The 24,392-nt window shown below is 58.1% G+C and carries 21 protein-coding genes and 3 pseudogenes; 5 read left to right on the top strand and 19 right to left on the bottom strand.

The window, feature by feature from the left end; genetic code table 11:
- Window positions 1–91: 91 nt before the first annotated feature.
- The 14 genes and pseudogenes from ACTG1P_RS13245 to mioC all read right to left on the bottom strand — a co-directional run bounded on the left by ACTG1P_RS13245 (window position 92) and on the right by mioC (window position 12,406).
- Window positions 92–520, bottom strand: coding sequence for a F0F1 ATP synthase subunit epsilon (locus ACTG1P_RS13245; protein WP_005339345.1), 429 nt, complete (start codon window positions 518–520; stop codon window positions 92–94).
- Window positions 521–538: 18 nt separating this feature from the next.
- On the bottom strand, window positions 539–1,927 hold the full coding sequence (atpD, locus tag ACTG1P_RS13240; RefSeq protein WP_005339344.1) for a F0F1 ATP synthase subunit beta: 1,389 nt from the start codon (window positions 1,925–1,927) through the stop codon (window positions 539–541).
- Window positions 1,928–1,960: 33 nt separating this feature from the next.
- Window positions 1,961–2,826, bottom strand: a pseudogene (atpG, locus tag ACTG1P_RS13235) (F0F1 ATP synthase subunit gamma).
- 43 nt (window positions 2,827–2,869) lie between these two features.
- The gene (gene atpA / locus ACTG1P_RS13230; protein WP_005339342.1) at window positions 2,870–4,411 is read right to left on the bottom strand and encodes a F0F1 ATP synthase subunit alpha; all 1,542 of its coding nucleotides are present in this window, start codon (window positions 4,409–4,411) and stop codon (window positions 2,870–2,872) included.
- A gap of 15 nt (window positions 4,412–4,426) precedes the next feature.
- A complete protein-coding gene (gene atpH / locus ACTG1P_RS13225) occupies window positions 4,427–4,960 on the bottom strand; it encodes a F0F1 ATP synthase subunit delta (RefSeq protein ID WP_005339341.1) in 534 nt (177 codons plus the stop codon).
- A 13-nt stretch (window positions 4,961–4,973) separates the two neighbouring features.
- Window positions 4,974–5,444, bottom strand: coding sequence for a F0F1 ATP synthase subunit B (atpF, locus tag ACTG1P_RS13220; protein WP_005339336.1), 471 nt, complete (start codon window positions 5,442–5,444; stop codon window positions 4,974–4,976).
- Between the two features lie 54 nt (window positions 5,445–5,498).
- Window positions 5,499–5,741, bottom strand: coding sequence for a F0F1 ATP synthase subunit C (gene atpE / locus ACTG1P_RS13215; protein ID WP_005307205.1), 243 nt, complete (start codon window positions 5,739–5,741; stop codon window positions 5,499–5,501).
- Between the two features lie 58 nt (window positions 5,742–5,799).
- Window positions 5,800–6,581, bottom strand: a pseudogene (atpB, locus tag ACTG1P_RS13210) (F0F1 ATP synthase subunit A).
- Window positions 6,582–6,589: 8 nt separating this feature from the next.
- The gene (locus ACTG1P_RS13205) at window positions 6,590–7,000 is read right to left on the bottom strand and encodes an ATP synthase subunit I (protein WP_440001455.1); all 411 of its coding nucleotides are present in this window, start codon (window positions 6,998–7,000) and stop codon (window positions 6,590–6,592) included.
- Window positions 7,001–7,190: 190 nt separating this feature from the next.
- Entirely contained in the window at window positions 7,191–8,099 is a 909-nt protein-coding gene (locus ACTG1P_RS13200) for a ParB/RepB/Spo0J family partition protein (protein ID WP_440001454.1), read from the bottom strand.
- Window positions 8,096–8,899 (bottom strand): ParA family protein, encoded by an 804-nt coding sequence (locus ACTG1P_RS13195; RefSeq protein ID WP_440001453.1) that lies wholly within the window; start codon window positions 8,897–8,899, stop codon window positions 8,096–8,098. The genes ACTG1P_RS13200 and ACTG1P_RS13195 overlap by 4 nt, the downstream gene beginning before the upstream one ends.
- A 26-nt stretch (window positions 8,900–8,925) precedes the next feature.
- Window positions 8,926–9,552, bottom strand: coding sequence for a 16S rRNA (guanine(527)-N(7))-methyltransferase RsmG (gene rsmG / locus ACTG1P_RS13190; RefSeq protein WP_440001452.1), 627 nt, complete (start codon window positions 9,550–9,552; stop codon window positions 8,926–8,928).
- A gap of 8 nt (window positions 9,553–9,560) precedes the next feature.
- Window positions 9,561–11,448 (bottom strand): annotated as a pseudogene (gene mnmG / locus ACTG1P_RS13185) (tRNA uridine-5-carboxymethylaminomethyl(34) synthesis enzyme MnmG).
- A 508-nt stretch (window positions 11,449–11,956) separates the two neighbouring features.
- On the bottom strand, window positions 11,957–12,406 hold the full coding sequence (mioC, locus tag ACTG1P_RS13180) for an FMN-binding protein MioC (RefSeq protein ID WP_005339325.1): 450 nt from the start codon (window positions 12,404–12,406) through the stop codon (window positions 11,957–11,959).
- Between the two features lie 396 nt (window positions 12,407–12,802).
- On the opposite strand from mioC, the gene ACTG1P_RS13175 reads away from it, so the two are divergent.
- From ACTG1P_RS13175 to fhuB, 5 genes are all read left to right on the top strand, one after another.
- Window positions 12,803–14,899 (top strand): TonB-dependent siderophore receptor, encoded by a 2,097-nt coding sequence (locus ACTG1P_RS13175; RefSeq protein ID WP_440001451.1) that lies wholly within the window; start codon window positions 12,803–12,805, stop codon window positions 14,897–14,899.
- A 78-nt stretch (window positions 14,900–14,977) separates the two neighbouring features.
- The gene (locus ACTG1P_RS13170) at window positions 14,978–16,624 is read left to right on the top strand and encodes a multidrug ABC transporter permease/ATP-binding protein (protein WP_440001450.1); all 1,647 of its coding nucleotides are present in this window, start codon (window positions 14,978–14,980) and stop codon (window positions 16,622–16,624) included.
- Window positions 16,625–16,670: 46 nt separating this feature from the next.
- A complete protein-coding gene (locus tag ACTG1P_RS13165) occupies window positions 16,671–17,435 on the top strand; it encodes an ATP-binding cassette domain-containing protein (protein ID WP_064339077.1) in 765 nt (254 codons plus the stop codon).
- 33 nt (window positions 17,436–17,468) lie between these two features.
- Window positions 17,469–18,353 carry an ABC transporter substrate-binding protein gene (locus ACTG1P_RS13160; protein WP_440002305.1) on the top strand — a complete coding sequence of 295 codons (885 nt, stop codon included), beginning with the start codon at window positions 17,469–17,471 and terminating at the stop codon, window positions 18,351–18,353.
- Window positions 18,350–20,332, top strand: a complete 1,983-nt coding sequence (gene fhuB / locus ACTG1P_RS13155; RefSeq protein WP_440001449.1) for a Fe(3+)-hydroxamate ABC transporter permease FhuB — start codon at window positions 18,350–18,352, stop codon at window positions 20,330–20,332. The genes ACTG1P_RS13160 and fhuB overlap by 4 nt, the downstream gene beginning before the upstream one ends.
- Window positions 20,333–20,401: 69 nt before the next feature.
- On the opposite strand, the gene mnmE is transcribed toward fhuB, so the two are convergent.
- The 5 genes from mnmE to rpmH form a co-directional block, all read right to left on the bottom strand.
- Window positions 20,402–21,763 carry a tRNA uridine-5-carboxymethylaminomethyl(34) synthesis GTPase MnmE gene (gene mnmE, locus ACTG1P_RS13150; RefSeq protein WP_440001448.1) on the bottom strand — a complete coding sequence of 454 codons (1,362 nt, stop codon included), beginning with the start codon at window positions 21,761–21,763 and terminating at the stop codon, window positions 20,402–20,404.
- Between the two features lie 98 nt (window positions 21,764–21,861).
- On the bottom strand, window positions 21,862–23,508 hold the full coding sequence (yidC, locus tag ACTG1P_RS13145; protein WP_005355794.1) for a membrane protein insertase YidC: 1,647 nt from the start codon (window positions 23,506–23,508) through the stop codon (window positions 21,862–21,864).
- Between the two features lie 5 nt (window positions 23,509–23,513).
- Entirely contained in the window at window positions 23,514–23,762 is a 249-nt protein-coding gene (gene yidD / locus ACTG1P_RS13140; RefSeq protein ID WP_010672280.1) for a membrane protein insertion efficiency factor YidD, read from the bottom strand.
- Window positions 23,729–24,088 carry a ribonuclease P protein component gene (gene rnpA, locus ACTG1P_RS13135; protein ID WP_005339313.1) on the bottom strand — a complete coding sequence of 120 codons (360 nt, stop codon included), beginning with the start codon at window positions 24,086–24,088 and terminating at the stop codon, window positions 23,729–23,731. Before rnpA ends, yidD begins: the two co-directional genes overlap by 34 nt.
- Entirely contained in the window at window positions 24,088–24,222 is a 135-nt protein-coding gene (rpmH, locus tag ACTG1P_RS13130) for a 50S ribosomal protein L34 (protein WP_005307156.1), read from the bottom strand. Before rpmH ends, rnpA begins: the two co-directional genes overlap by 1 nt.
- Window positions 24,223–24,392 lie beyond the last annotated feature (170 nt).

Below are 24,392 nucleotides of genomic sequence, written 5' to 3'. Positions count from 1 at the left end.
ATTGACCTTTGGAACATGAGAAATACTCGGCGGAGTCTATCCAACGGGTAAAAAAAAAGCGACCCGAAGGTCGCTTTTTACATCACCGTTATCAGCGGTAATTCTTTTTGACGATATCGATGACTCGCAGTTGAGCCATCGCCTTGGCCAGCTCGGTGGCGGCCTGGGCGTAGTCGATATCACCATGGGAGCTGTGGATCCGCTCTTCGGCTGCGCGCTTGGCTTCCTGGGCTTTCGCCTCATCCAAGTCGTCAGCACGAATCGCAGTGTCCGCCAGCACGGTCACGGATTCAGGTTGTACTTCCAGCATACCGCCGGAGATGTACAGCACCTCTTCAGTTCCGTTCTGCTTCACCAAGCGGACCAGGCCCGGCTTGATGGCAGTCAGCAACGGAGCATGACCGTGGCGGAGACCCAACTCACCTTCGGAGCCTGATACCTGAGCGGATTGCACGCGACCGGAAAACAGTTTTCCTTCGGCGCTCACCACGTCCAGGTGAAAGGAGATCATCTCTGCCATGGGCCCTCCTGTCGAGGCTTACAGTTTCTTGGATTTCTCGACGACTTCGTCGATACCGCCAACCATGTAGAACGCCTGCTCGGGCAGATCGTCATACTCGCCTTTCAGGATGCCCTGGAAACCACGGATGGTCTCTTTCAGCGGCACGTATTTACCCGGAGAACCGGTAAACACTTCTGCTACGAAGAACGGCTGGGACAGGAAACGCTCGATCTTACGGGCACGGGCTACGGTCAGTTTGTCTTCTTCTGACAGTTCATCCATACCCAGGATGGCGATGATGTCCTTCAGCTCTTTGTAGCGCTGCAGTACGGTCTGAACGCCACGAGCGGTCTCGTAGTGCTCTTTGCCAACCACCAGCGGATCCAGCTGACGAGAGGTAGAGTCCAGCGGGTCAACGGCCGGGTAGATACCCAGTGCCGCGATTTGACGGGACAGTACGACGGTCGCATCCAGATGGGCGAAGGTGGTCGCCGGAGACGGGTCAGTCAAGTCATCCGCTGGCACGTAAACGGCCTGTACGGAGGTGATGGAACCGGTCTTGGTGGAGGTGATACGTTCTTGCAGAACACCCATCTCCTCGGCCAGGGTCGGCTGGTAACCTACTGCGGAAGGCATACGGCCCAGCAGTGCGGATACTTCAGTACCGGCCAGGGTGTAACGGTAGATGTTGTCCACGAAGAACAGCACGTCACGACCTTCGTCACGGAACTTCTCGGCCATGGTCAGGCCGGTCAGCGCAACGCGCAGACGGTTTCCGGGCGGCTCGTTCATCTGACCGTAAACCAGAGATACTTTGTCCAGTACGTTGGACTCCATCATCTCGTGGTAGAAGTCGTTACCCTCACGGGTACGCTCACCTACACCGGCGAACACAGAGTAACCACTGTGCTCGATCGCGATGTTACGGATCAGCTCCATCATGTTTACGGTTTTGCCTACACCGGCACCACCGAACAGACCAACCTTACCACCCTTGGCGAACGGGCATACCAGGTCGATAACCTTGATGCCGGTCTCCAGCAGATCGTTGCTGTTGGACTGATCTTCGTAGCTGGGGGCAGCACGGTGGATAGACCAGCACTCTTCTTCACCGATCGGACCTTTTTCGTCGATTGGCTCGCCCAGTACGTTCATGATCCGACCCAGAGTCGCAGTACCGACCGGAACCTGGATGGATTTACCGCTATTCACTACTTCCAACCCACGACGCAGACCGTCGGAGGAGCCCATGGTGATGCAACGAACGACGCCGCCACCGATCTGTTGCTGAACTTCCAGCACCAGACCCTGGCCTTGACCTTCGCTAACGACCTTCAGTGCATCGTACACCTGGGGCACGGCATTCTGCGGGAACTCGATGTCCACCACAGCGCCGATGATTTGGACGATGAAACCGTTACTCATGTCAAATCCTCTAAACCTTTGATAACCCTTGCCTTACACCGCAGCAGCACCGGATACGATCTCTGTCAGCTCCTGGGTAATACTGGCCTGACGGGCCTTGTTGTATACCAGTTGCAGATCGTTAATCAGGTTACCGGCGTTGTCAGTCGCGGCTTGCATGGCAACCATCGGGCTGCCTGTTCACTTGCCAAGTTTTCCACTACACCCTGGTAAACCTGAGATTCGACATAGCGAACCAGCAGGGTATCCAGCAGCTTCTTGGGATCCGGCTCATAGAGGTAATCCCAGTGGTGTTTCTTGGCGAGCTTGCTGTCTTCAGTTACGGGCAAAGGCAGCAGTTGATCGACCCGTGGTTGCTGCACCATGGTGTTGACGAACTTGTTGTACACCAGATACAGCTTGTCAATCTCACCGTTGTCGTAAGCCTTCAGCATGACCTTGACTGAACCAATCAGGTCATTGACGCTCGGACTATCGCCCAGTCCTGCGACATGAGCTTTAACCTTGGCGCCGTGCCGTTCAAAGAAGTTGGAGGCCTTGTTACCGATCAGAGCCAGGTCAACCTTGGCACCTTTCGCGCTCCATTGCTTCATATCATTGAGGGCTGCCTTGAACAGGTTGATGTTCAGACCACCACACAGGCCACGGTCGGTGGAGACGACGATGTAACCCACTCGCTTGACCTCACGTTCGATGAGGTAGGGGTGCTTGTATTCCAAGTTCCCCTGAGCGATATGGCCGATCACCTTGCGCATGGTTTCAGCGTACGGACGGCTGGCAGACATGCGTTCCTGCGCACGGCGCATTTTGCTTGCTGCCACCATTTCCATAGCGCCGGTGATCTTCTGAGTGTTTTTCACACTCCCGATCTTGTTACGTATCTCTTTTGCGCCGGCCATCTCTTACTCTCCATCAAGTGGCAGCTCACGCTGCCACACACGCTTACCAGGTCTGGGTTGCTTTGAAGCTATCCAGCAACGCAGTCAGCTTGCCAACGATCGCATCGTTGTAGTCGGCTTTGGCATTGATTTCAGCCATCAGCTCGGCATGCTGGGTATTGGCGTAAGAGAGCAGAGCGGCTTCGAAGTCGACGATCTTGTTCAGCTCGACATCGGAGAGATAGCCTTTCTCGGCGGCGAACAGCACCAGAGACTGGTGAGCCACGCTCAGCGGAGAGTACTGCTTCTGCTTCATCAGCTCGGTCACTTTCACACCGTGATCCAGCTGCTTGCGAGTCGCCTCGTCCAGATCGGAAGAGAACTGGGCGAATGCCGCCAGTTCGCGATACTGGGCCAGCGCGGTACGGATGCCACCGGACAGCTTCTTGACGATCTTGGTCTGAGCAGCACCACCTACACGGGATACAGAAATACCCGGGTCAACCGCCGGACGAATACCGGAGTTGAACAGCTGTGAAGTCAGGAAGATCTGACCATCGGTGATGGAGATCACGTTGGTTGGAACGAACGCAGATACGTCACCAGCCTGGGTTTCGATGATCGGCAGCGCGGTCAAAGAACCGGTTTTGCCTTTCACTTCACCCTTGGTGAACTTCTCTACGTACTCGGCGTTAACGCGAGCAGCACGCTCCAGCAGACGGGAGTGCAGATAGAAAACGTCACCCGGGTAGGCTTCACGTCCTGGCGGACGGCGCAGCAACAGGGAGATCTGGCGATAAGCTACGGCCTGCTTGGACAGGTCATCATAGATGATCAGCGCGTCTTCACCGCGGTCACGGAAGTACTCACCCATGGAGCAACCGGCATACGGAGCCAGGTACTGCAGGGCAGCAGCTTCGGAGGCAGAGGCTACCACCACGATGGTGTTGGCCAGGGCGCCGTGCTCTTCCAGCTTGCGCACCACGTTGGCGATGGTGGAGGCCTTCTGGCCAATCGCAACGTAGACACACTTAATGCCGGAATCTTTCTGGTTGATGATGGTGTCGATCGCGATGGCGGTCTTACCAACCTGACGGTCACCGATGATCAGCTCACGCTGGCCACGACCGATTGGGATCATGGCATCGATGGCTTTCAGACCGGTCTGGACCGGCTGGTCAACAGACTTACGCTCGATAACGCCCGGTGCGATCACTTCGATCGGCGAGAAGCCGTCGTTGTCGATCGGACCTTTACCGTCGATCGGCTGACCCAGGGTGTTCAACACCCGGCCCAACAGACCACGACCTACCGGCACTTCCAGAATACGGCCAGTACCTTTTACTTTCATTCCTTCTGACAGACCGTCATAGGAACCCATAATCACCGCACCGACGGAGTCACGCTCCAGGTTCAATGCCAGAGCGTAGCGGTTGCCCGGCAGCTCGATCATCTCACCCTGCATGGCATCAGCCAGGCCGTGAATACGAATGATACCGTCGCTCACAGAGACGATAGTACCTTCGTTACGCGCTTCGCTCTTTACATCAAACTGCGCAATGCGCTGCTTGATCAGCTCGGCGATTTCAGTGGAATTCAGTTGCATGCTCTAATACCCCAATCAAGATTGCAGCGCGTCAGCCATGCGATCCAGCTTACCGCGGACTGTGCCGTCGATTACCAGATCACCGGCCTTGATGAGCACCCCGGCCATCAAGGACGCATCGATGCTGCAATTCAGCTTCACTTTGCGCGCGAGACGTTGTTCCAGAGAAGCCTGAATATTGGCTTTCTGCTGGTCGGTCAGTTCGATCGCCGAAATCACGTCAGCCTGAACCTCTTTATCCAGTTCAGCTTTGAACGCTACAAATTCAGCAACGACCGCCGGCAGCACACCCAAGCGACCATTCTCGGCCATCACCCGGATCAGGTTCTGGCCATGCACGTCGAGTTGCTCACCGCAGACACCGACAAACAGCGTTGCCAGCTCTTCGGCGGCCACAGAGCCGTTTACCAGGTTGTGCATGGTCTCGTTTTCCACTACTTGCGCAGCGAAACCGAGCATACCCAGCCACTGGTCAACCGCCTTGTGCTCAACGGCAAACTCGAAAGCAGCCTTGGCGTAGGGGCGAGCGATTGTAGTCAGTTCAGACATAGCCCCGTTCCCGTTACAGTTCTGCTACCAGTTTGTCGACGATGTCGCTGTTGGCAGCCTGGTCGATTTGACGCGCCAGGATCTTCTCTGCACCAGCAATGGCAAGAGCAGCAACCTGCTTACGCAGTTCTTCTTTGGCACGATGACGTTCAGCTTCGATCTCGGCACGGCCCTGAGCCAGGATTTTTTCCCGCTCAGACTGGGCACCAGCGGCAGCTTCATCAATGATCTGGGCTTTACGTTTGTTAGCCTGTTCAATGATTTCAGCAGCCTGCAGCTTGGCTTCTTTCAGCTGATCGGTGGCGTTGGCCTTGGCCAAATCCAGATCTTTCTTGGCACGTTCGGCAGAAGAGAGACCGTCAGCAATAGCTTTCTGACGGGCTTCGATGGCTGCAATCAGCGGCGGCCATACGTACTTCATGCAAAACACTACGAAGAAGAAAAAAGCAATTGCTTGGCCGAGGAGGGTGGCATTGATATTCACAGCCGATGTCCTCTTAAGTTAGTTAATGGGTTATGCCTGGAGAGTCGTAACGACTTAGCCAGCAACCGCAAACATCACGTACAGACCCAGACCAACGGCGATCATCGGGATCGCATCCACCAGACCCATTACGATGAAGAACTGGGTACGCAGAACAGGGATCAGATCCGGTTGACGAGCAGCGCCTTCCAGGAACTTGCCACCCAGGATACCGATACCGATGGAAGCGCCGATAGCAGCCAGACCCATCATCATTGCAGCAGCGATGTACAGCAGGTCCATGTTCAAGTTTTCCATGAGGATCTCCAGTTATTTAGATGTAATTGATTGTATAAAAAGGATTATTTGAGTTGCATCAACCATGGTCTTCCTGCGCCATCGACAGATATACGATGGTCAGAACCATGAAAATGAATGCCTGCAAAGTGATGATCAGGATGTGGAAAATTGCCCAAGGCACGGACAGGATCCACTGTGACCACCAGGGTAACAAACCCGCAATCAGGATAAAGATCAGTTCGCCAGCATACATGTTGCCGAACAGTCGAAGACCCAGAGAAACAGGTTTGGAAATCAGCGTTACAGTTTCCAGGATGAGGTTAACCGGGATGGCCGCCGGGTGGTTGAAAGGCTGAAGCGTCAGCTCCTTACAAACCCGCCGATCCCCTTGACCTTGATGCTGTAATACAGGATCAAGAAGAACACGCCCAAAGCCATGGACATGGTGATGTTAACGTCAGCAGAGGGAACCACACGCAGATAGGGAATACCCATCAATTGTGCAGCGTGAGGGATAAAGTCAACGGGGATCAGATCCATCAGGTTCATCAGGAAGATCCACACAAACACCGTCAGTCCCAAAGGTGCGATGACCTTGTTGCGACCGTGAAAGATGTCTTTGACGTTACCATTCACAAACTCGACCAGCATCTCCACAAAGCACTGCAGCTTACCCGGCACCCCGCTGGTAGCGTTAACGGCTACTTTGCGGAACAGCAGGATAAACAGGGCGCCTAGCACGACGGAAAATACCATTGAGTCGATATTGACCGTCCAGAACCCGGACCCGACTTGAAGGTGGGTCAGGTGGTGGGAGATATATCCCTGAGGAGTCAGGACTTCTCCGGTTGCAGACATGAGTTTTCCTAATAGTGGTTGTTAAGCGTGAATGAAACCATCCACTGTACAACGAGGGCGAGGATATAAGTGGCGAAAAACGAGACGGTAACGACCTCGACTCCCGCACCAAACATCAGGGCGAATAGACCTGTTGTAGAAATGAGCTTAATCCCTGCCCCACCATAAAAGTCCCGCAAAACCAAGCCCACACTCTCGGTGGTTGCCTTGCGGCGCAGCACCCAGACGGTAAACAAGGCTTGAGGAACCCAGTACATCCCCCCTCCGTAGAGGGCGGAATAACCGGCGTTGGCACCCGTCAGATAAAACCAGACAGCACTCACCGCCAGGATCAGGATGAGCTGACAAACGAGCATAACCAAGGCCAGTGTCAAACCTTCCAAGGCTAATTTCTGCTTCACCAACCTACCCCTGAACATTACAGAACTGTAAAAAATCGGGATCCGAAGACCCCATGTTAACAGCTCTTAAAGCCGGTCAAATTATACCCTTGAAGACAGCTATTGCAATATGACAAAAATCCTTAATTTTTGCGGCTTTCCGCGGCAAATCAAGGTTATGGCCATATCAAAAGGAATGGATGTTTTATTACTACAAAAAGCGTAAAAATCACGATTCCGACATGCCAAAATAGCCCAATATACGGTCCAAATCGGACAAGTTCTCGTAACTAATTACTAACTTTCCGCTATCCCGCTTGCCGGGCTGAAGTTGTACCTGATTGCCAATTTTTTCAGCCAGCTGGCGTTCCAGGTAACCAAACTGGGGATCGCGGACCGGCTCGACCCTGGCTTTTGCCGGCTCCAGCGCCTTTTGCACCAGTTTTTCGGTATCGCGCACGGTCAGCCCCTTCTGGGCAACCAGTTTGGCCAGTTCGGATTGGGCCTGACCGCTCAGAGCCAGCAGGGCACGGGCGTGGCCCATGTCGAGATCGCCGTGTTCGACGAAGCGCTTCACATCATCGTTGAGCTGGTTAAGGCGCAGCAGGTTGGTCACTGTGGTGCGGGACTTGCCCACCGCCTCGGCCACCTGCTGGTGGGTGAGTTCAAATTCGGTCAGCAATCGCTGCAGGGCAACCGCCTCTTCGATGGCGTTGAGATCTTCCCGCTGGATGTTTTCAATCAACGCGATGGCCACCGCAGCTTCATCAGGTACATCCTTGACGATGCAGGGTACCACCTCGAGCCGGGCCAATTGGGACGCGCGCCAGCGCCGTTCACCGGCGATGATTTCAAAAGAGTGTTCGGCAACCGGACGCACCACTATGGGCTGGATAACCCCCTGGGCGCGGATGGAGTTGGCCAGCTCTTCCAGCGCATCCTGCGACATGTCCTTGCGCGGCTGATACTTGCCCGAGTGCAGCCACTCAACCGGCAACTTGCGCAGTTCGGTCTGATGGGCTGGAAGCATGGCCTCTTCGGTACGTTGATCGCTCATCACCTGTTTCTGGCGGGCAGCCGTGCTGGTACTGAGCAGAGCGTCAAGCCCCTTGCCCAGTCCACGTTTTTTCGGAGTCATACGCTCTCTCGGTCTGCGATGGTCGCCTGACGTTCCTGCTCCTGGCGGCGCAGGATCTCGCCAGCCAGTGCCAGGTAGGCCTTGGCGCCCACCGATGATTTGTCATAGTGCATGGCCGGCGCACCAAAACTCGGCGCCTCTGCCAGTCTGACGTTGCGGGGAATGATGGTGCGGTAGACCTTGTCGCCGAAGTGCTGTTTTAGCTGATCGGACACATCATTGGCCAGCCGGTTGCGGTGATCGAACATGGTGCGCAGCACCCCTTCGATCTTGAGATCCGGATTAACCACGGCGGCCAGCTTGCTGATGGTGTCGACCAGGGCAGTGAGCCCCTCCAGCGCGTAGTATTCGCACTGCATGGGCACCAGCACGGAGTCGGCGGCAGCCATGGCATTCACGGTCAGCATGTTGAGGGAAGGGGGACAGTCGATGAAGACGTAGTCGTACTTGTCCCGCACCGAGGCCAGCGCATTGCGCAGGCGGATCTCGCGGGCGAAAAACTCCATCAGGCGGATTTCGGCCGCGGTCACATCGGCGTTGGCGGCGATCAGGTGATAACCACCGGAAGTTTCGGGGATGATCACCTCGCTGATGGGGGCATCCTCGATCAGCAGCTCATAGGCGGTGCGCTCGACTTCGTACTTGTCGACGCCGCTGCCCATGGTGGCATTGCCCTGCGGATCCAGATCGATCACCAGCACCTTGCGCCGGGTGGCGGCCATGGAGGCGGCCAAGTTCACACAGGTGGTGGTTTTACCCACTCCACCCTTCTGGTTGGCTATGGCAATGACTTTTCCCACACTATCCCCTAAATGAAACTGCGACCCTATTCGGGCTGGATATGTTTGAATTCCAGCAGATGACGTTCGCCTTCCAGCTCCGGCACCCGCAACTCATGACAGGCTACCAGACGGATATTGGCAGGCAACTGGGCCAGCTCCTGCTCGGGATATTGTCCCTTGAGCGCCAGGAAGCAGCCCTGTTCTGACGGCAGGTGGTGACACCAGCTCAGCATGTCCTCCAGCGAAGCGAACGCTCTGCTGAGTACACCATCAAACCCGACTTCGGGTTGATACTCTTCCACCCGGGATTTGATCGGCGTCACATTGGTCAACCCCAGCTCCAGAATGACCTGGCGGATGAAGTTGATCCGTTTACCCAGACTGTCGAGCAGAACGAACTGCTTGTCCGGGTTGATGATGGCCAGAGGCAGTCCAGGCAGGCCGGGACCAGTCCCCACGTCGATGAAGCGCTCACCGTGCAAGTGGGGGCTTACCACCAGGCTATCGAGGATATGCTTGACCAGCATGGCGTCCGGATCTCGCACCGAGGTGAGATTGTAAGCCCTGTTCCACTTGTGCAGCAACTCGACCAACTGCACCAGTTGGCTCTTTTGGGTATCGGTGATAACAATTTCGGCCTGCTTGAGCAGGCCGTTCAATCTTTCCAACATGGTATTCCTCAGGCGGTTTTACGCAGCAGGCCGTGTTTTTTCAGGTGAACCAGCAGGATGGAGATGGCCGCCGGGGTGATGCCGGAGATACGGGAAGCCTGACCAATGGTCTGCGGTTTGGCATCGTTCAGCTTGGCTTTCACCTCGTTGGAGAGGCCGTTCACCTCGCGATAGTCCAGATCCAGCGGCAGCAGGGTGTTCTCGTTGCGCAGCTGCTTTTCCACTTCATCGTGCTGACGCTCGATGTAACCGGCGTACTTGATCTGGATCTCAACCTGTTCGGCCGCGGCAGAATCAGTCACGGAGGGGCCAACCCCTTCGATGGCCATCAGCGCATCATAGGTCACCTCGGGGCGACGCAGCAGCTCTTCCAGACTCTGTTCGCGGGTCAGCGGGGTGTTGACCAGGGCGTTGACCGCTTCCAGTGACGGATGTTGCGGGTGGATCCAGGTTGAACGCATGCGCTGACGCTCCAGCTCGACCTGTTCCATCTTGGCGTTGAATTTGCTCCAGCGCTCGTCATCCACCAGACCCAGCTCGCGACCGATGGCGGTCAGGCGGATATCGGCGTTGTCTTCACGCAGCAACAGGCGATATTCGGCGCGGCTGGTGAACATGCGGTAAGGCTCGCGGGTTCCCAGGGTGGAGAGATCGTCCATCATCACGCCCATGTATGCCTGATCCCGACGCGGGTTCCAGGGATCCTTGTCCTGGGCACGCAAGGCCGCGTTCAAACCGGCCATCAGGCCTTGTGCCGCAGCCTCTTCGTAACCGGTCGTGCCGTTGATCTGGCCGGCGAAGAACAGGTTTGGAATGCACTTGCTCTCCATGTTGGCTTTGAGATCCCGCGGATCGAAGAAATCATATTCGATGGCATAGCCCGGACGGGTGATGTGGGCGTTCTCGAAGCCGCGCACGGAACGGACGATCTGCACCTGCACGTCAAACGGCAGGCTGGTGGAGATCCCGTTCGGATAGAGTTCGTGGGTGGTCAGGCCTTCCGGCTCGACGAAGATCTGGTGCGCAGTCTTGTCGGCGAAGGGTGATCTTGTCCTCGATCGACGGGCAGTAGCGCGGGCCGATCCCCTCGATCACCCCGGCGTACATGGGGCTGCGATCCAGGTTATTGCGGATCACCTCGTGGGTACGCTCGTTGGTGTGGGTGACGTAGCAGGGCACCTGACGGGGATGCTGGCTGGCATTGCCGATAAACGAGAAGACCGGACGCGGATCGTCGCCGTGCTGTTCCTGCATTACGGAGAAATCGACGCTGCGGGCATCGATGCGCGGCGGGGTGCCAGTCTTGAGACGATCGATGCGCAGCGGCAGTTCACGCAGGCGCTGGGCCAGGGCGATCGACGGAGGATCCCCAGCGCGGCCGCCCTTGTAGTTTTCCATCCCGATGTGGATCAAACCATTCAGGAAGGTACCGACCGTCAGCACCACAGTCTTGCCGCTGATGCGGATCCCGCTCTGGGTGACCACACCGGCAACACGATCCCCATCCATGATCAGATCGTCACAAGCCTGCTGGAAGATCTTCAGGTTCGGGTAGTTCTCCAGCATCTGGCGAACGACAGCCTTGTAGAGCAGGCGATCCGCCTGGGCACGAGTGGCTCGTACTGCCGGGCCCTTGGAGGAGTTGAGGGTGCGGAACTGGATCCCGCCAAGATCGATGGCACGCGCCATGATCCCGCCGAGTGCGTCAACTTCCCTGACCAGGTGTCCCTTGCCGATCCCGCCGATCGCCGGATTACAGGACATGTGTCCCAGCGTATCGATATTGTGGGTCAGCAACAGGGTGTTCATGCCCATACGGGCTGCCGCTGTTGCTGCTTCGGTTCCGGCATGACCGCCACCGACGACGATCACATCAAATTGTTCATGGTATTGCATTGGGATCACCTTGATCTGCACGCCTGAAGATCTTTATTTGCCTGGGCTAAAGGGCGGAACATTCTATCTGTTTCGCGTCCTGAGGGGAACGTCTACTTAACGTTCAGTATGAAGGGAGGATCCACTAATTAGATCTTAAGGATCTTTAGATCGATCTTTTACTGGATCTCTTATTAGGATCCGCCCTTTCTGTTGATAAGCACTTTTTGATCATAAAGATCATTAATTTAAGGACGATCCTAGCTTGTGGAAAAGCTTGGATCCTGGCCCGGTGAACGAGGGGATAACCAGGACTTTTATACACAGAGGTCTGTCGGTCTGGATCTAATACATGGATAACTATAGGTTTTGCAGAGCTTTACACCGTAGTTATGCACATTACCCCTGGGCGTTGTGGGTAACCTTGTAGAACAACTCCCCCGGATCAATCTGTTAATAACATGGTGGATAGTCGATCTGGGGATAAGTGGGGAGATCAAGCTTTTTTTCAGGATCTCCCGCACGCTGATCAGGCGATCATCGTCATCCAGTCGCGGATCCACACTTCTGCGGCATCTTCGGGGATCTCGTGTTGGGTCACATCGATGTCGAGTCGCTCGCCAATCCGGCTGGCTCCGCACTCGGCCAGCAGGCGATCCAGCGTCTTGCCGCCCTGGCAAAAGGTGTCATAACTGCTGTCGCCAAGGGCGATCACGCCATATTTCAATGAATTAAGATCCGGATGCTGCTCGGCAAGATCCTTGGCGAAGGGTTGCAAGTTGTCGGGCACATCCCCGGCACCATGGGTGGAAGTGATCACCAGCAGGATGGATCCCGCATCATCCAGTACCTCTGCCAGCTTGGCCGGGTTGTGGATCCGGGTCTGGTGGCCAGCCTGTTCCAGCAGGTTGGCGACGTGGTCTGCGACATATTCGGCGGCGCCCAGCATGGAGCCGACGACGAGATTGAGTTTGGCCATGGAATGGATCCTGATTTCAGACAAAGAAACGGAAAGCCGGATTCTACCGCCAAAGGGTGTGGATAAATATGGATAAAGCTTGGGGATAATGGATCCAGTCAGATAATGCCACCGGATCCATCCTGCCGATCTTTTTTCTGCTTCTTTATATTCCTCTCCATTTTATTCTCCGCTAATAGCTCTCCTGATGGCTCCCATCTCCCGCGAAATCCTGCCAACGATGCAGCCAGATAACAATGTAGATGCAAATGATTAGCAATTATTGAATCGATTCGATCACGGCTCCTGTAGTAGGATTGCGCTGCTTTATTCGCCCATGGAACAGGGTGATGTCGTGACAAACGACCACAAATAACAATTAAAACAACATAACTCATTGATAAACGAGACTTTAATATGATTGCGCAAAAATACACTACAGGACCCGGCAAGAAGGGCGCCTTCGGCGTGCTTTCGCTCTCCGGTTTGCTCGTCTCCCTGCCGCTGATGGCCGAACAAACCACCGCTGAGCTGCCCAAAGCCAGCGAAACCATGGTGGTGACCGGTACGGCCATGAAGGTGGAAGTGCCGATGGCCGAGACCCCTCGCGCCGTCTCAGTGGTTAATCGCGAGGAGCTGGATCAGCACGCCGTGTTGCAGCTGGATGAAGCGATTCGCTACCGTTCCAGCGTATTGACCGGCCTCTATGGCTCAGACAACAACACCGACTGGTTCAAGGTGCGTGGCTTCGATGCCGCCTCTTATCTTGATGGCAACCGGCTGTTTGGCACCGGCTACTACGTCTGGACGCCGGAACCGTTCGGTCTGGAGAGTGTGGAAGTGCTGAAGGGGCCAGCCTCGATCCTTTACGGTGAGGCGCCTCCGGGCGGGGTGATCAATGCCATCAGCAAGCGACCGACCGCCACGCCGCAAGGGCAGGTGGATCTGCAGCTTGGCAGCCGGGATCATCGTCAGGTCGGGGTGGACGTCTCTGATGCGCTCTCCGACAACAGCCGCTACCGCATGGTTGCTCTTTATAAAGAGCGTGATGGTGTGCTTACCGGTACTTACAACGATCGGGTTTATCTGGCGCCCAGCGTTACCTTCGATCTTTCGGATCGTACCAGCCTGACCCTGCTGGCCAGTTTCCTGCACGACGAAGGGGTCCCGACCAACGGCTTCTTCCCGGTCTATGGCACCCTGAATACGTCAGGTGGCCAGATTGATCCCTCCACCAACCTGAGCCAGCCGGATTACGATCGCAACCGCAATACCCAGATCTCCACCGGTTACGAGCTGGCCCACCAGCTCAACCAGACCTGGGAGTTCAAGCAGAACGTCCGCTTCAACTATAACGATCTGCTGCTGCGCCAGACCTATATCTTCCCGACCTATGAAGGCACAACCGCCAGTCGTGGCCTGGTTTACCGCGATGGCAATACCAAGAGTGCCACCATGGATAACCAGATGGTGGGCTACTGGAACACCGACAGCACCGAGCAGACCTTGCTGCTGGGGGTAGATCTGCAGCGTCACGTCAATGAAGGTGTCGAGGCCGACAACTACGGTATGGGCACCATCAATACCATGAACCCGGATTACAGCGGCTTCCCCGGTTTTGACGAGTCGACCGCCACTCACCAGAAGAGCACCAAGGGCCAGAGCGGCCTCTATGCCCAGCACCAGATCCGCTGGGACGATCGCTGGTTGCTGACTGCCGGTGGTCGTTTCGACTATGTGGAGACCCACAACACCAATACCAGCAAGGACGAGCGCCAGTACGATCACGAGCTATCCCTCTCGGGCAGCCTGATGTATCTGGCTGATAACGGCCTCTCTCCCTACTTTGCCTATGCCGAGTCGTTTGAGGTACTGCCGGGGATCGATCCTAACACCCGAAACTCCTACAAGCCGCTCAAGGGCAAGCTCTACGAGACCGGCGTGAAGTATGCGCCTGCCTTCCTCGACGGTTACATCAATCTGGCGCTGTTCGATCTGGCCCAGACCAACTCGCTGGTCTCTACCGGTTCCGGCCAGCAGACCCAGGCGGGTGAAGTGACCTCTCAGGGGATTGAGCTGGAAGGGAGTGTGCAGGTGACCGATGCACTGCGTCTGACAGCTGCTTATACCTACACCGATGCCAAAACCAACGACACCGGCAGTGGCGATCGCCGTGCCAGCCTGATCCCGCGCCACCAGGCCTCCTTCTGGGGCAACTACAAGGTGCAGCAAGGGGTGGCTTCGGGTCTGGAGCTGGGTACCGGTGTACGTTATATCGGTTCCAGCGTGGGTATTGGCGCCGTGAATGCGGACTTCACCCCCATCTACGGCTCTGCCGAGGTGCCGGCCCATACCGTCTGGGATGCGATGATCGGGTATGACTTTGCCAAGAACTGGCGTGCCCAGCTCAACGTCAACAACCTGCTGGGTGAAACCTACGTGGCCAGTTGTGACTACTACTGCTACTACGGCGAGCCGCGCAGCGTAGTGGGCAGCATCAACTACCGCTGGTAATCGAAGTCGGGCGGGAACCGGATTCCCGCCCTTTTTTCACCCGCAGTTGTTCTGATCTCTCTGGAATACCGGTCCGTTATGGAACTCTTGTCTCTGGTTTATCGCCAATATCGTTGGCCCTTTATTGCCATTACCCTGCTCAGTCTGCTCAGTGCCGTCAGCGGGATTGGCGTCATTGCTTTTATCAATCAGTCTCTTATCGAATCTATAGGTGATCCGCTGCCGATCCTCGGTCAGCTGGTCGGCCTGATTGTGTTGCTGCTGGTGATCACGCTCGGATCTCAGCTGGCCCTGACCACTCTCGGTCACCATTTTGTCTACCGGTTGCGTGGCCGTCTGCTCAAGCAACTATTGGATACCGATGTCGCCCGCATCCGCCAGATTGGTCAGGGGCCGCTGCTGGCATCCCTCTCCAATGATATCGGCCAGATCACCATCGCCTTCGTGCGCCTGCCGGAGCTGGTGCAGGGGCTGGTGCTCACGCTGGGTTCTGCCCTTTACCTCGGCTGGCTCTCTCCGGCCCTGCTCGGGGTGACCGCACTCTGGGTCACCGTCACCATGGTGGTGGGCTGGTTGCTGGTGAACCGTGTTTATCGCCATCTCTCCCACATGCGTCAGGCCGAAGATCGGCTCTATCAGAACTATCAGGCCATCATCGCTGGCAGCAAGGAGCTGGCGCTCAACCGTGAGCGGGCTCACTTCGTTTACCACCAGCTCTATGAGCAAAATGCCCGTGACTACCGCCAGCAGATCATCCGCGCCGACACCTATCACCTGAGCGCGGTGAACTGGTCGAATATCATGATGCTGGGGGCCATCGGTCTGGTCTTCTTTCTGGCCAACGGCCTTGGCTGGGCCAACACCAATGTGGCCGCCACCTTCGCCCTGACCCTGCTGTTCCTGCGCACCCCGCTGTTGCAGGGGATTGGCGCCCTGCCGACCCTGCTTGCCGCTCAGGTGGCGTTCGACAAGATCGCCGCCCTCAATCTGGCCGAGCCGGATGCGGACTTCCCGCTGCCGCCCGCCATCCGCCCCTGGCAGCGTATCGAGTTGGAGCAGGTGAGCTTTCACTATCAGGGGGAGGGCGGTTTTGCCGTTGGCCCCATCGATCTGGTCATCGAAAAGGGGGAGCAGATCTTCATCATCGGCGGCAATGGCTCCGGCAAGTCGACCCTGGCCATGCTGCTGACCGGCCTTTACCAGCCGGTATCGGGCCGGATCCTGCTGGATGGTGAGCCGATCACCGATCGCAACGGCTATCTGGCGCTCTTCTCCGCCATCTTTACCGACTATCACCTGTTCCAGCACCTGCTGGGGCCGGAACCCAAGGATGAGCTGGTGGCCGAGTGGCTGGAGCGGTTGCAGATGGGCAGCAAGCTCACCATCGAGGATGGCTTTATCGCCGATATCGATCTCTCTCAAGGGCAGCGCAAGCGGGTCGCCCTGCTGCTGGCGCTGGCCGAGCAGCGCGAGGTGATGATGTTTGATGAGTGGGCCGCGGATCAGGATCCCCAGTTCCGCCGCATCTTCTATCAGGTGCTGCTGCCGCGCCTCAAGGAGATGGGCAAGACGGTGATTGCCATCAGTCACGACGATCACTACTTCCCGCTGGCCGATCGCCTGCTGGAGATGCGTCAGGGCCAGCTAACCGAACTGACCGGCGCGCGCCGTACTGAGGTGAGCCGCGATGCGATCGCTCATCTGGATTGCGAGGTGCCGGCTTGATGCCGGCACCGATGAGACTGGCGGCAAGCCAGCACAGGAATTGCTTATGTTCGAGATGAAATCAGCCAGCTTCACGGTCAATGACCGCACGCTGCTGCACCCCACCGACCTGCGTTTCGAGCAGGGACAGGTCTATGGCCTCATCGGCCACAATGGGTCGGGCAAATCGACCCTGCTCAAGCTGCTGGCACGCCAGCAACCCCTCAGCGACGGCGAGATCCTGTTCGATGGCAAGCCGCTGCCCGACTGGGGCAATCGGGAGTTTGCCCGTCAGGTGGCCTATCTGCCCCAGCATCTGCCGAGCGCCGAGAATCTGCTCGGGCGGGAGCTGGTGGAGATGGGCCGTTACCCCTGGCGCGGCCTGCTGGGCCGGATGGGGGCGGAGGATCACCGTCAGGTCGAGCGGGCCATCGCCCTTACCCATACCGAACGCTTTGCAGAACGGCTGGTGGATACCCTCTCCGGCGGCGAGCGGGGCAGGGTCTGGCTGGCGATGCTGCTGGCCCAGGAGAGCCGCTTCATCCTGCTGGATGAGCCGCTGGCCGCGCTGGATGTGGCCCATCAAGTGGAGGTGCTCACGCTCGTCAAGCAGTTGAGCCGTCAGCTCAACCTCGGGGTCATCATCGTCATTCACGACATCAATATGGCCTCCCGCTTCTGTGATCGGCTGGTGGCGCTCCACTCCGGCCGCCTGCTTACCCACGGTGAACCTGAGGGGCTCATGACCAGCGAGACCCTGCACGCTATCTATGGCATCCCGATGGAGGTCATTCGCCACCCGGCTCATGCTCATCCCATCGCCATCGTCTGACCGGGGGCATCCTTGAACCTTTTATTGAAGAAGATGGCTCCCTGCCTTATCAGCCTGTTGTTACCACTTGTGGCGCAGGCCGACACATCCTCGATCGCTTCTGCGCCGCTACCCCGTATCGCCACCGTCGACTGGACCATTGCCGAGACCCTGCTGGCGCTCGGGGTGACGCCGCTGGCCGTTGGGGATGCAGGCCCCTATCAGGCATGGGTCGGCGAGCCACGGCTACCCGCCGGGGTGGTGGATATCGGCCTGCGCACCCAGCCCAACCGCGAGCTGCTGGCGGAACTCAAACCCGATCGCATCCTCATCTCGCCGCTGGCGGCCCCGCTGGCGCCAACTCTTTCCCGCATTGCACCGGTGAGCACCATTGCCCTTTATGATGGGCAAGCCGATCTGTGGCAGCGGTTGCACGAGGTGACCCTGACTCTCGCCCGTATGGTGGGCAAAACCGCCGAGGGCGAACGGCTGCTGGCCGGGCTGGATCGGGATCTCGCCAGCATGCAGGCCGGATTGCCTGCGGATCTGCCGCCCCTGCTGGTGGTGCAGTTTATCGATGAGCGCCATGTGCGGGTGTTTGGTCGCCACAGCCTGTTCGATGCGGTGATGACGCGGCTCGGGCTGCGTAATGGTTGGCAGGAGCAGACCAATGACTGGGGTTTCTCGGTGGTCAGTATCGAGCAGTTCATGACCTTGCCAACCGCGCGGCTGGTGGTGGTCGATCCCATCCCGGTAGGGGTGAGCGAACGGCTGCAGGAGCCTGGGCTGTGGCAGCATCTGCCGCAGGTACGACAGGCGCCCGTGCTGCATCTGCCTGCGGTCTGGAGTTTTGGTGGCGTACTTGCCGCCCGCCGTTTCGCCGCTCTGCTCAGCGATGCATTGCTGCAAGATGCCGAGCGTATGGGGGCTAGCCGATGAAGCGACTGCTCACATCGCCGCTGCTGCGGCCGGTCTCGATCCTGCTGGGGTTGACCCTCTTGCTCGCGTGTTGGGAGCTGGCTCGCCAGCTGCCCGGTGCGCTCTGGTGGCAGAGTATCTTCGCCCCCAATCTGGATGACGTCAGCCAAGCGGTGGTGCATTTCAGCTGGCTACCCCGCCTGGTTGTCACCCTGTTGGCCGGGGCGGCGCTCGGGCTGGCGGGCACCCTGATGCAGCAGGTGCTGCGCAACCCGCTCGCGTCACCGACCACCTTGGGGGTGGCCTCCGGCGCCCAGCTGGCGCTGATGATGGTGACCCTGTTTGCCCCCTCCTGGCTGCTGCTGGGGCGGGAGTGGATCGCCATGGCTGGCGGTAGCCTTGCTATGGCACTGGTGTTTGCCCTGGCCTGGCGTCGCCAGCTCAATCCGGTGGTCATCGTCTTTGCCGGGTTGGTGATCAACCTCTATCTGGCGGCCATCAGCATGGGGCTATTGCTGTTCTTTCAGGAGGAGCTGAAAGGCTTGCTGGTGTGGGGCAGTGGCTCGCTAGTGCAGAACAGCTGGAGCGGGGTGAGTTACCTGTTACCCCGCCTGCTGGCAGCCGCTGCGCTGGCTGCGGTACTGGTACGCCCGTTGGCGGTACTGGAGCTGGATGATGCCAGCGCCCGCAGTCTGGGGGTCTCTCTTCAGCATCTGCGTTTTGCCGGACTGGGGCTGGCGGTATTTGTCACCGCTTGCGTGGTGAGCGTGGTGGGGCTGATAGGCTTTATCGGGCTGGCGGCGCCCGCCATGGTGCGGCTGCTCGGGATCCGCCAGCTTGGCCAGCGGCTGCTGTGGGCTCCAATCCTCGGCGCCCTGTTGCTGGCAGCCACCGATCTGCTGCTGCAGAGCCTGAGCCGCTTCTGGCCGGTATTGATCCCCACCGGCGCCATGACCGCCCTGCTGGGGGCCCCGCTGCTGCTCTGGCTGATCCCGCGCCTTGGCATCAAGTCGGGTACGCCGAAGGCAAATGCCGGCCTGCTGGTGGCCCGCCATCCGGCACCGGCTCGCCTTATTGGCCTGTTGCTGGTCGGGTTGATGCTGGCCGTGGTCACCTCCCTACTGTTTGGGCAGGGAATGGCGGGCTGGAGCTGGCCAAGCTGGCTCCACTGGCAGGCCCAGCTGGAGTGGCGGTTGCCGCGCACTCTGGCTGCGGGGGCTGCTGGCGTGCTGCTGGCGCTGGCGGGCACCCTGTTGCAACGGGTCAGCAACAACCCGATGGCGAGCCCGGAGCTGCTGGGGGTGAGCGGCGGCACCTTTATGGGGGTGATAGCGACGGCGCTGTTGCTGCCTGCATTGCCCCTGCCGCTGATGCTGTCCGGTGGCCTGCTCGGTGCCTTCGGCTGCCTGTTGCTGCTGGTGCTGGTCAATCGCAAACACGGCTTCCAGCCGGAGCGGATCCTGCTATCCGGTATCGCCATCACGGCACTGTTTGAACCGCTGCAGGCCATCGCGCTGGCCAACGGCGACATGCGGGTGCAGCAACTGCTCTCCTGGATGTCCGGTTCCACCTACTACGTCACCCTGCCGGTGGCCTATGGGCTGGTGGGGCTGGCGCTGTTGATGCTGGCCGCCTGCCTGCTGGTGAGCCGCTGGCTCGATCTGCTGCCGATGGGGAGTGCTGTAGCGACCGCGCTTGGCATTCGCCTCAACCGTGCCCAGCTCGCCATCCTGCTGCTGGTGGCCGTGCTCACCGCCAGTGCCACCCTGGTGGTCGGGCCGCTCTCATTCGTCGGTCTTCTGGCGCCACATATGGCCAAGCTGATGGGGCTGGTGCGGGCACGCTGGCACCTGCTTGGGGCCGCCGCTTCCGGCGCCCTGTTGATGGTATCGGCGGACTGGGTCGGCCAGCAGATCCTTTTCCCGCAGGAGGTGCCGGTCGGGTTGGTCTCCACCCTGTTAGGGGGCGCTTACTTCATGTGGTGTTTGCGCCGCCTCTAGGTTTGTGGTCGAAAAATGCACAAAAAAGCCCGGGGCGAACCCGGGCTTTTTATTGTCTGCCAAACCGGCTTATTTGCCGATGCAGAAGCTGGAGAAGATGCGGCCCAGCAGATCGTCTGAGCTGAATTCGCCGGTGATCTCGGAGAGGGACTCTTGCGCGAGGCGCAGCTCTTCGGCCACCAGCTCGCCAGCCACGAACACTTCCAGCTGCTCTTTGGCCACCAGCAGGCGCTCGGTGGCGCGCTCCAGCGCATCCAGATGGCGGCGGCGGGCCATAAAGCCCCCTTCGGTGTTGCCCTGGAAGCCCATGCAGGCTTTCAGGTGCTCGCGCAGGGCAGGCAGCCCCAGCTCGGTCTTGGCGGAGATGCGATAGACGGCGTGGCCCTGCTCCTGGCTCGGTGCCAGATCCTCGCCGGTCAGGTCGGCCTTGTTGCGAATGACGGTAAGACCGATGTTTTTTGGCAACCGATCAACAAATTCCGGCCAGATTTCGCGCGGGTCTACTGCGTCTGTTGTGGTGCCATCTACCATAAAAAGCACCCGATCGGCCTGCTCGATCTCGGCCCAGGCGCGCTCGATACCGATCTGCTCCACCTTGTCCTGGGTGTCGCGCAGGCCGGCGGTGTCGATGATGTGCAGCGGCATGCCATCGAGATGGATGTGCTCGCGCAACACGTCGCGGGTGGTACCGGCAATCTCGGTAACGATGGCAGACTCACGGCCTGCCAGTGCGTTGAGCAGGCTCGATTTGCCGGCGTTGGGACGACCGGCGATCACCACCTTCATCCCTTCCCGCAGCAGGGCGCCCTGCTTGGCTTCACCACGCACGTCGTCCAGCTCGGACATGATGGCGTAGAGGTCGCCCGCCACCTTGCCATCGGAGAGGAAATCGATCTCCTCGTCCGGGAAGTCGATGGCCGCTTCCACATAGATGCGCAGCCGGGTCAGGTTTTCCACCAGCTGCTGGATCTTGCTGGAGAACTGCCCCTGCAGGGAGTGCATAGCGCTGCGGGCCGCCTGTTCGCTGGAGGCTTCGATAAGGTCAGCGATAGCTTCGGCCTGGGCCAGATCCAGCTTGTCGTTGATGAAGGCACGCTCGCTGAACTCGCCGGGGCGGGCAGGGCGGATGCCATCGATTTTCAGAATGCGGCGGATCAGCATGTCCATGATGACGGGGCCGCCGTGGCCCTGCAGCTCCAGCACATCCTCGCCGGTGAAGCTGTTGGGAGCTTTGAACAGCAGGGCGATGCCCTGATCCAGTACCTGGCCTTGCTCATCCTTGAACGGCAGATATTCGGCGTAGCGCACCCGCGGGAGCTTGCCGAGCACTATCCCGGCGACCTGTTCGGCGGCGGGGCCGGAGACCCGGACTATGCCGACGCCACCACGGCCTGGCGCGGTGGCCTGGGCCACGATCGTATCTGTTGTCATCTTGCTTGGCTCGTTTGTTCGCTGATAGGAAAACGTAGTGGGGACATTGTAATAAAAAAGGCGGCCCGAAGGCCGCCTCTTTTGTCATCACGGGAAGATTAGCTGCGTGAATGCAGTCCTTTCTTCTCCAGCTGACGATAGATGATGGTCTGCTGGATGATGGAGATGACGTTGCTCACCAGCCAGTAGAGAGTCAGGCCAGCCGGGAACCAGAGGAACATGAAAGTGAAGATGATCGGCATGAACTGCATCACTTTCTGCTGCATCGGGTCGGTTACGGTGGTCGGGCTCATCTTCTGCAGATACCACATGGAGGCACCCATGAGGATTGGCAGCACGAAGAAGGGGTCCTTCACTGACAGGTCAGTGATCCACAGGGCAAACGGCGCGTGACGCAGTTCAACGGATTCCATCAGTGCCCAGTAAAGGGCGATGAAGATCGGCATCTGAACCAGGATCGGCAGGCAGCCACCCAGCGGGTTGACCTTCTCCTTCTTGTACAGCTCCATCATGCCCTGAGACATCTTCTGGCGGTCATCGCCGAAGCGCTCGCGCAGGGCCGCAATCTTAGGTTGCAGCATGCGCATCTTGGCCATGGAGGTGTACTGGGCCTTGGTCAGCGGGAACATGATGCCGCGCACCAGCAGGGTCAGCATGATGATGGCCAGACCCCAGTTCTGGACGAAACCGTGGAACACGGTCAGCAGCCAGTGCAGCGGTTGGGCGATGAACCACAGCCAGCCGTAGTCGACAGTCAGGTCGAGGTGGTTAGCCACCTTGGCCATCTGGTCTTGCAGCTTGGGACCGACCCACAGCTTGCTGGTTACTTCAGCCTGTTGGCCGGCAGCCACGTCAACCAGCGGCGCCTTGTAACCGATGATGGCCTGGCCTTTACCAGGGATCACACGGCTGTAGAAGCTGTTGGTATCGTCGGCATTCGGTGCCCAGGCAGAGACGAAGTAGTGTTGCAGCATGGCGACCCAACCACCCTTGGTGGTCTTGTTCAGGTCGGCATCCTTCATCTCGTCGAAGGTGTACTTCTTGTAACGGGTATCTTCAGTGGAGAAGGCACCACCACGGTAAGCGCTGGCTACCATGGCATGACCTTCCTGATCCTTCGGTGTGGCTACGGTCTGCTTCAGCTGACCATAGAACTGCACCTGAACCGGCTCGGCAGATTTGTTGTCGATCTTGTAATCAACGCCAACGGCATAGTCGCCACGCTTGAGGATGAACTCCTTGGTGAAGACCACGCCCTTGCTGTCGGTCCAGGTCATCGGAACGACGACTTGATCCTGACCATCGGCCAGCTGATAGCTGGTCTGGGCGGCTTCATAGGTAGGACGACCTTCGGCCTGACTGTCCGGACCGTTGCGACCCACCAGACCGCTCTGGGCGATATAGAGGTGCTCAGGCTTGCTGGTCAGCAGCACGAACGGTTGGTCCTTGCCCTCTTCCAGTTTGTGAGACAGCAGTTCGGCAGACACGACGTCACCACCCTGGGTATCCAGGGTCAGCTTGAGCACGTCAGAGGAGACGGTGATCAGCTTGCGTGCGGCAGTCGCGTTGGCTTGCTCGGAAACCTGAGGAATATCACCGGTCTGACCGGCTTCAGGTACGAAATGTTCGGTTTGGGCCACGGTAGTCGGGGCCGGCTTCGGAGCCTTGTCGGACTCCCACTGTTGCCAGAGCAGAAAGCTCACGAACAGCAAACCGATCAGGAGTAGATTGCGTTGTGATTCCATAGTCTTCAGTTTCTTCGCTTTGGTTGCGGAACCGGGTCATAACCACCCTCGGATAAGGGATGGCATTTTAATAGACGTTTGCTAGCTAACCAAACGCCTTTTATGAAACCGTGAAGTCGGATGGCTTCTATCGCAAATTGGGAACAAGTTGGAGTAAAACGGCAGCGCGGCCCGAGCAGAGGGCTAATGATTAGCTGATACAGGCGTATCAGTTTGATAGCTACCCATTGCAACGGCGTGACAGAGTGCGCCATAGCTTTTCCAGTAACTTGAACAGTTCCTCGTTATCCATCTCTTTCACACCGGCTTTGGCGATCACCACGATGTCGATAGCGGGCAGCTGATGTTGTTTGAGGCGGAAACTTTCCCGGACCACCCGTTTGACACGGTTACGCCAGACGGCACGCTTGAGTGCTTTTTTGGGCACAGCGAGACCAAGACGAGAGTGTTCGAGTGAATTGGGGCAGGCGAGAAGCGTAATTTGCGGGGAAGCAGCCCGGACAGGCTCGGCGAAAACGCGTTTGAAGTGTTCGGGAGTTAACAGACGTAACTCCCGAGAGAAGGTGTGCTGGGTAGGCATTAAACTACCAGACGGGCACGACCCTTGGCACGACGAGCGGCCAGAACTTTACGACCGTTGGCAGTTGCCATGCGGGCGCGGAAACCGTGAGAGCGCTTGCGCTTCAGGTTGGACGGTTGAAAAGTACGTTTCATGATTCGATTCCGTATTTCTGTACAGTTTTGATTGTCACACTTAGCCGACGCGCCAGCTATAGCGTGTGACGACTAGCAAAAGAGGCCGAATTCTAAACAGAGTTCGGCTTTTAGTCAATCCGCCGTTCCCTCTCATCCTGCCGTGGTCTTGAAAAGGCCGCTGCCGAGCG

The organism is Aeromonas sp. 11P, from assembly GCF_051920165.1.
GTDB lineage: Bacteria > Pseudomonadota > Gammaproteobacteria > Enterobacterales > Aeromonadaceae > Aeromonas > Aeromonas veronii.
Note: the sequence above shows the minus strand (reverse complement) of the source record. Positions and strands in the feature narration are given on the sequence as shown.

Excerpts from the sequence above, each read along its gene's own strand:
- yidC (WP_005355794.1), bottom strand. The coding sequence starts at position 23,508 with ATGGAATCACAACGCAATCTACTCCTGATCGGTTTGCTGTTCGTGAGC.
- atpE (WP_005307205.1), bottom strand. The coding sequence starts at position 5,741 with ATGGAAAACTTGAACATGGACCTGCTGTACATCGCTGCTGCAATGATG.
- atpH (WP_005339341.1), bottom strand. The coding sequence starts at position 4,960 with ATGTCTGAACTGACTACAATCGCTCGCCCCTACGCCAAGGCTGCTTTC.
- mioC (WP_005339325.1), bottom strand. The coding sequence starts at position 12,406 with ATGGCCAAACTCAATCTCGTCGTCGGCTCCATGCTGGGCGCCGCCGAA.
- ACTG1P_RS13170 (WP_440001450.1), top strand. The coding sequence starts at position 14,978 with ATGGAACTCTTGTCTCTGGTTTATCGCCAATATCGTTGGCCCTTTATT.
- ACTG1P_RS13165 (WP_064339077.1), top strand. The coding sequence starts at position 16,671 with ATGTTCGAGATGAAATCAGCCAGCTTCACGGTCAATGACCGCACGCTG.
- ACTG1P_RS13205 (WP_440001455.1), bottom strand. The coding sequence starts at position 7,000 with ATGTTCAGGGGTAGGTTGGTGAAGCAGAAATTAGCCTTGGAAGGTTTG.
- yidD (WP_010672280.1), bottom strand. The coding sequence starts at position 23,762 with ATGGCGCACTCTGTCACGCCGTTGCAATGGGTAGCTATCAAACTGATA.
- atpD (WP_005339344.1), bottom strand. The coding sequence starts at position 1,927 with ATGAGTAACGGTTTCATCGTCCAAATCATCGGCGCTGTGGTGGACATC.
- rsmG (WP_440001452.1), bottom strand. The coding sequence starts at position 9,552 with ATGTTGGAAAGATTGAACGGCCTGCTCAAGCAGGCCGAAATTGTTATC.
- ACTG1P_RS13245 (WP_005339345.1), bottom strand. The coding sequence starts at position 520 with ATGGCAGAGATGATCTCCTTTCACCTGGACGTGGTGAGCGCCGAAGGA.
- atpA (WP_005339342.1), bottom strand. The coding sequence starts at position 4,411 with ATGCAACTGAATTCCACTGAAATCGCCGAGCTGATCAAGCAGCGCATT.
- rpmH (WP_005307156.1), bottom strand. The coding sequence starts at position 24,222 with ATGAAACGTACTTTTCAACCGTCCAACCTGAAGCGCAAGCGCTCTCAC.
- ACTG1P_RS13160 (WP_440002305.1), top strand. The coding sequence starts at position 17,469 with ATGGCTCCCTGCCTTATCAGCCTGTTGTTACCACTTGTGGCGCAGGCC.
- ACTG1P_RS13175 (WP_440001451.1), top strand. The coding sequence starts at position 12,803 with ATGATTGCGCAAAAATACACTACAGGACCCGGCAAGAAGGGCGCCTTC.
- mnmE (WP_440001448.1), bottom strand. The coding sequence starts at position 21,763 with ATGACAACAGATACGATCGTGGCCCAGGCCACCGCGCCAGGCCGTGGT.
- fhuB (WP_440001449.1), top strand. The coding sequence starts at position 18,350 with ATGAAGCGACTGCTCACATCGCCGCTGCTGCGGCCGGTCTCGATCCTG.
- rnpA (WP_005339313.1), bottom strand. The coding sequence starts at position 24,088 with ATGCCTACCCAGCACACCTTCTCTCGGGAGTTACGTCTGTTAACTCCC.
- ACTG1P_RS13200 (WP_440001454.1), bottom strand. The coding sequence starts at position 8,099 with ATGACTCCGAAAAAACGTGGACTGGGCAAGGGGCTTGACGCTCTGCTC.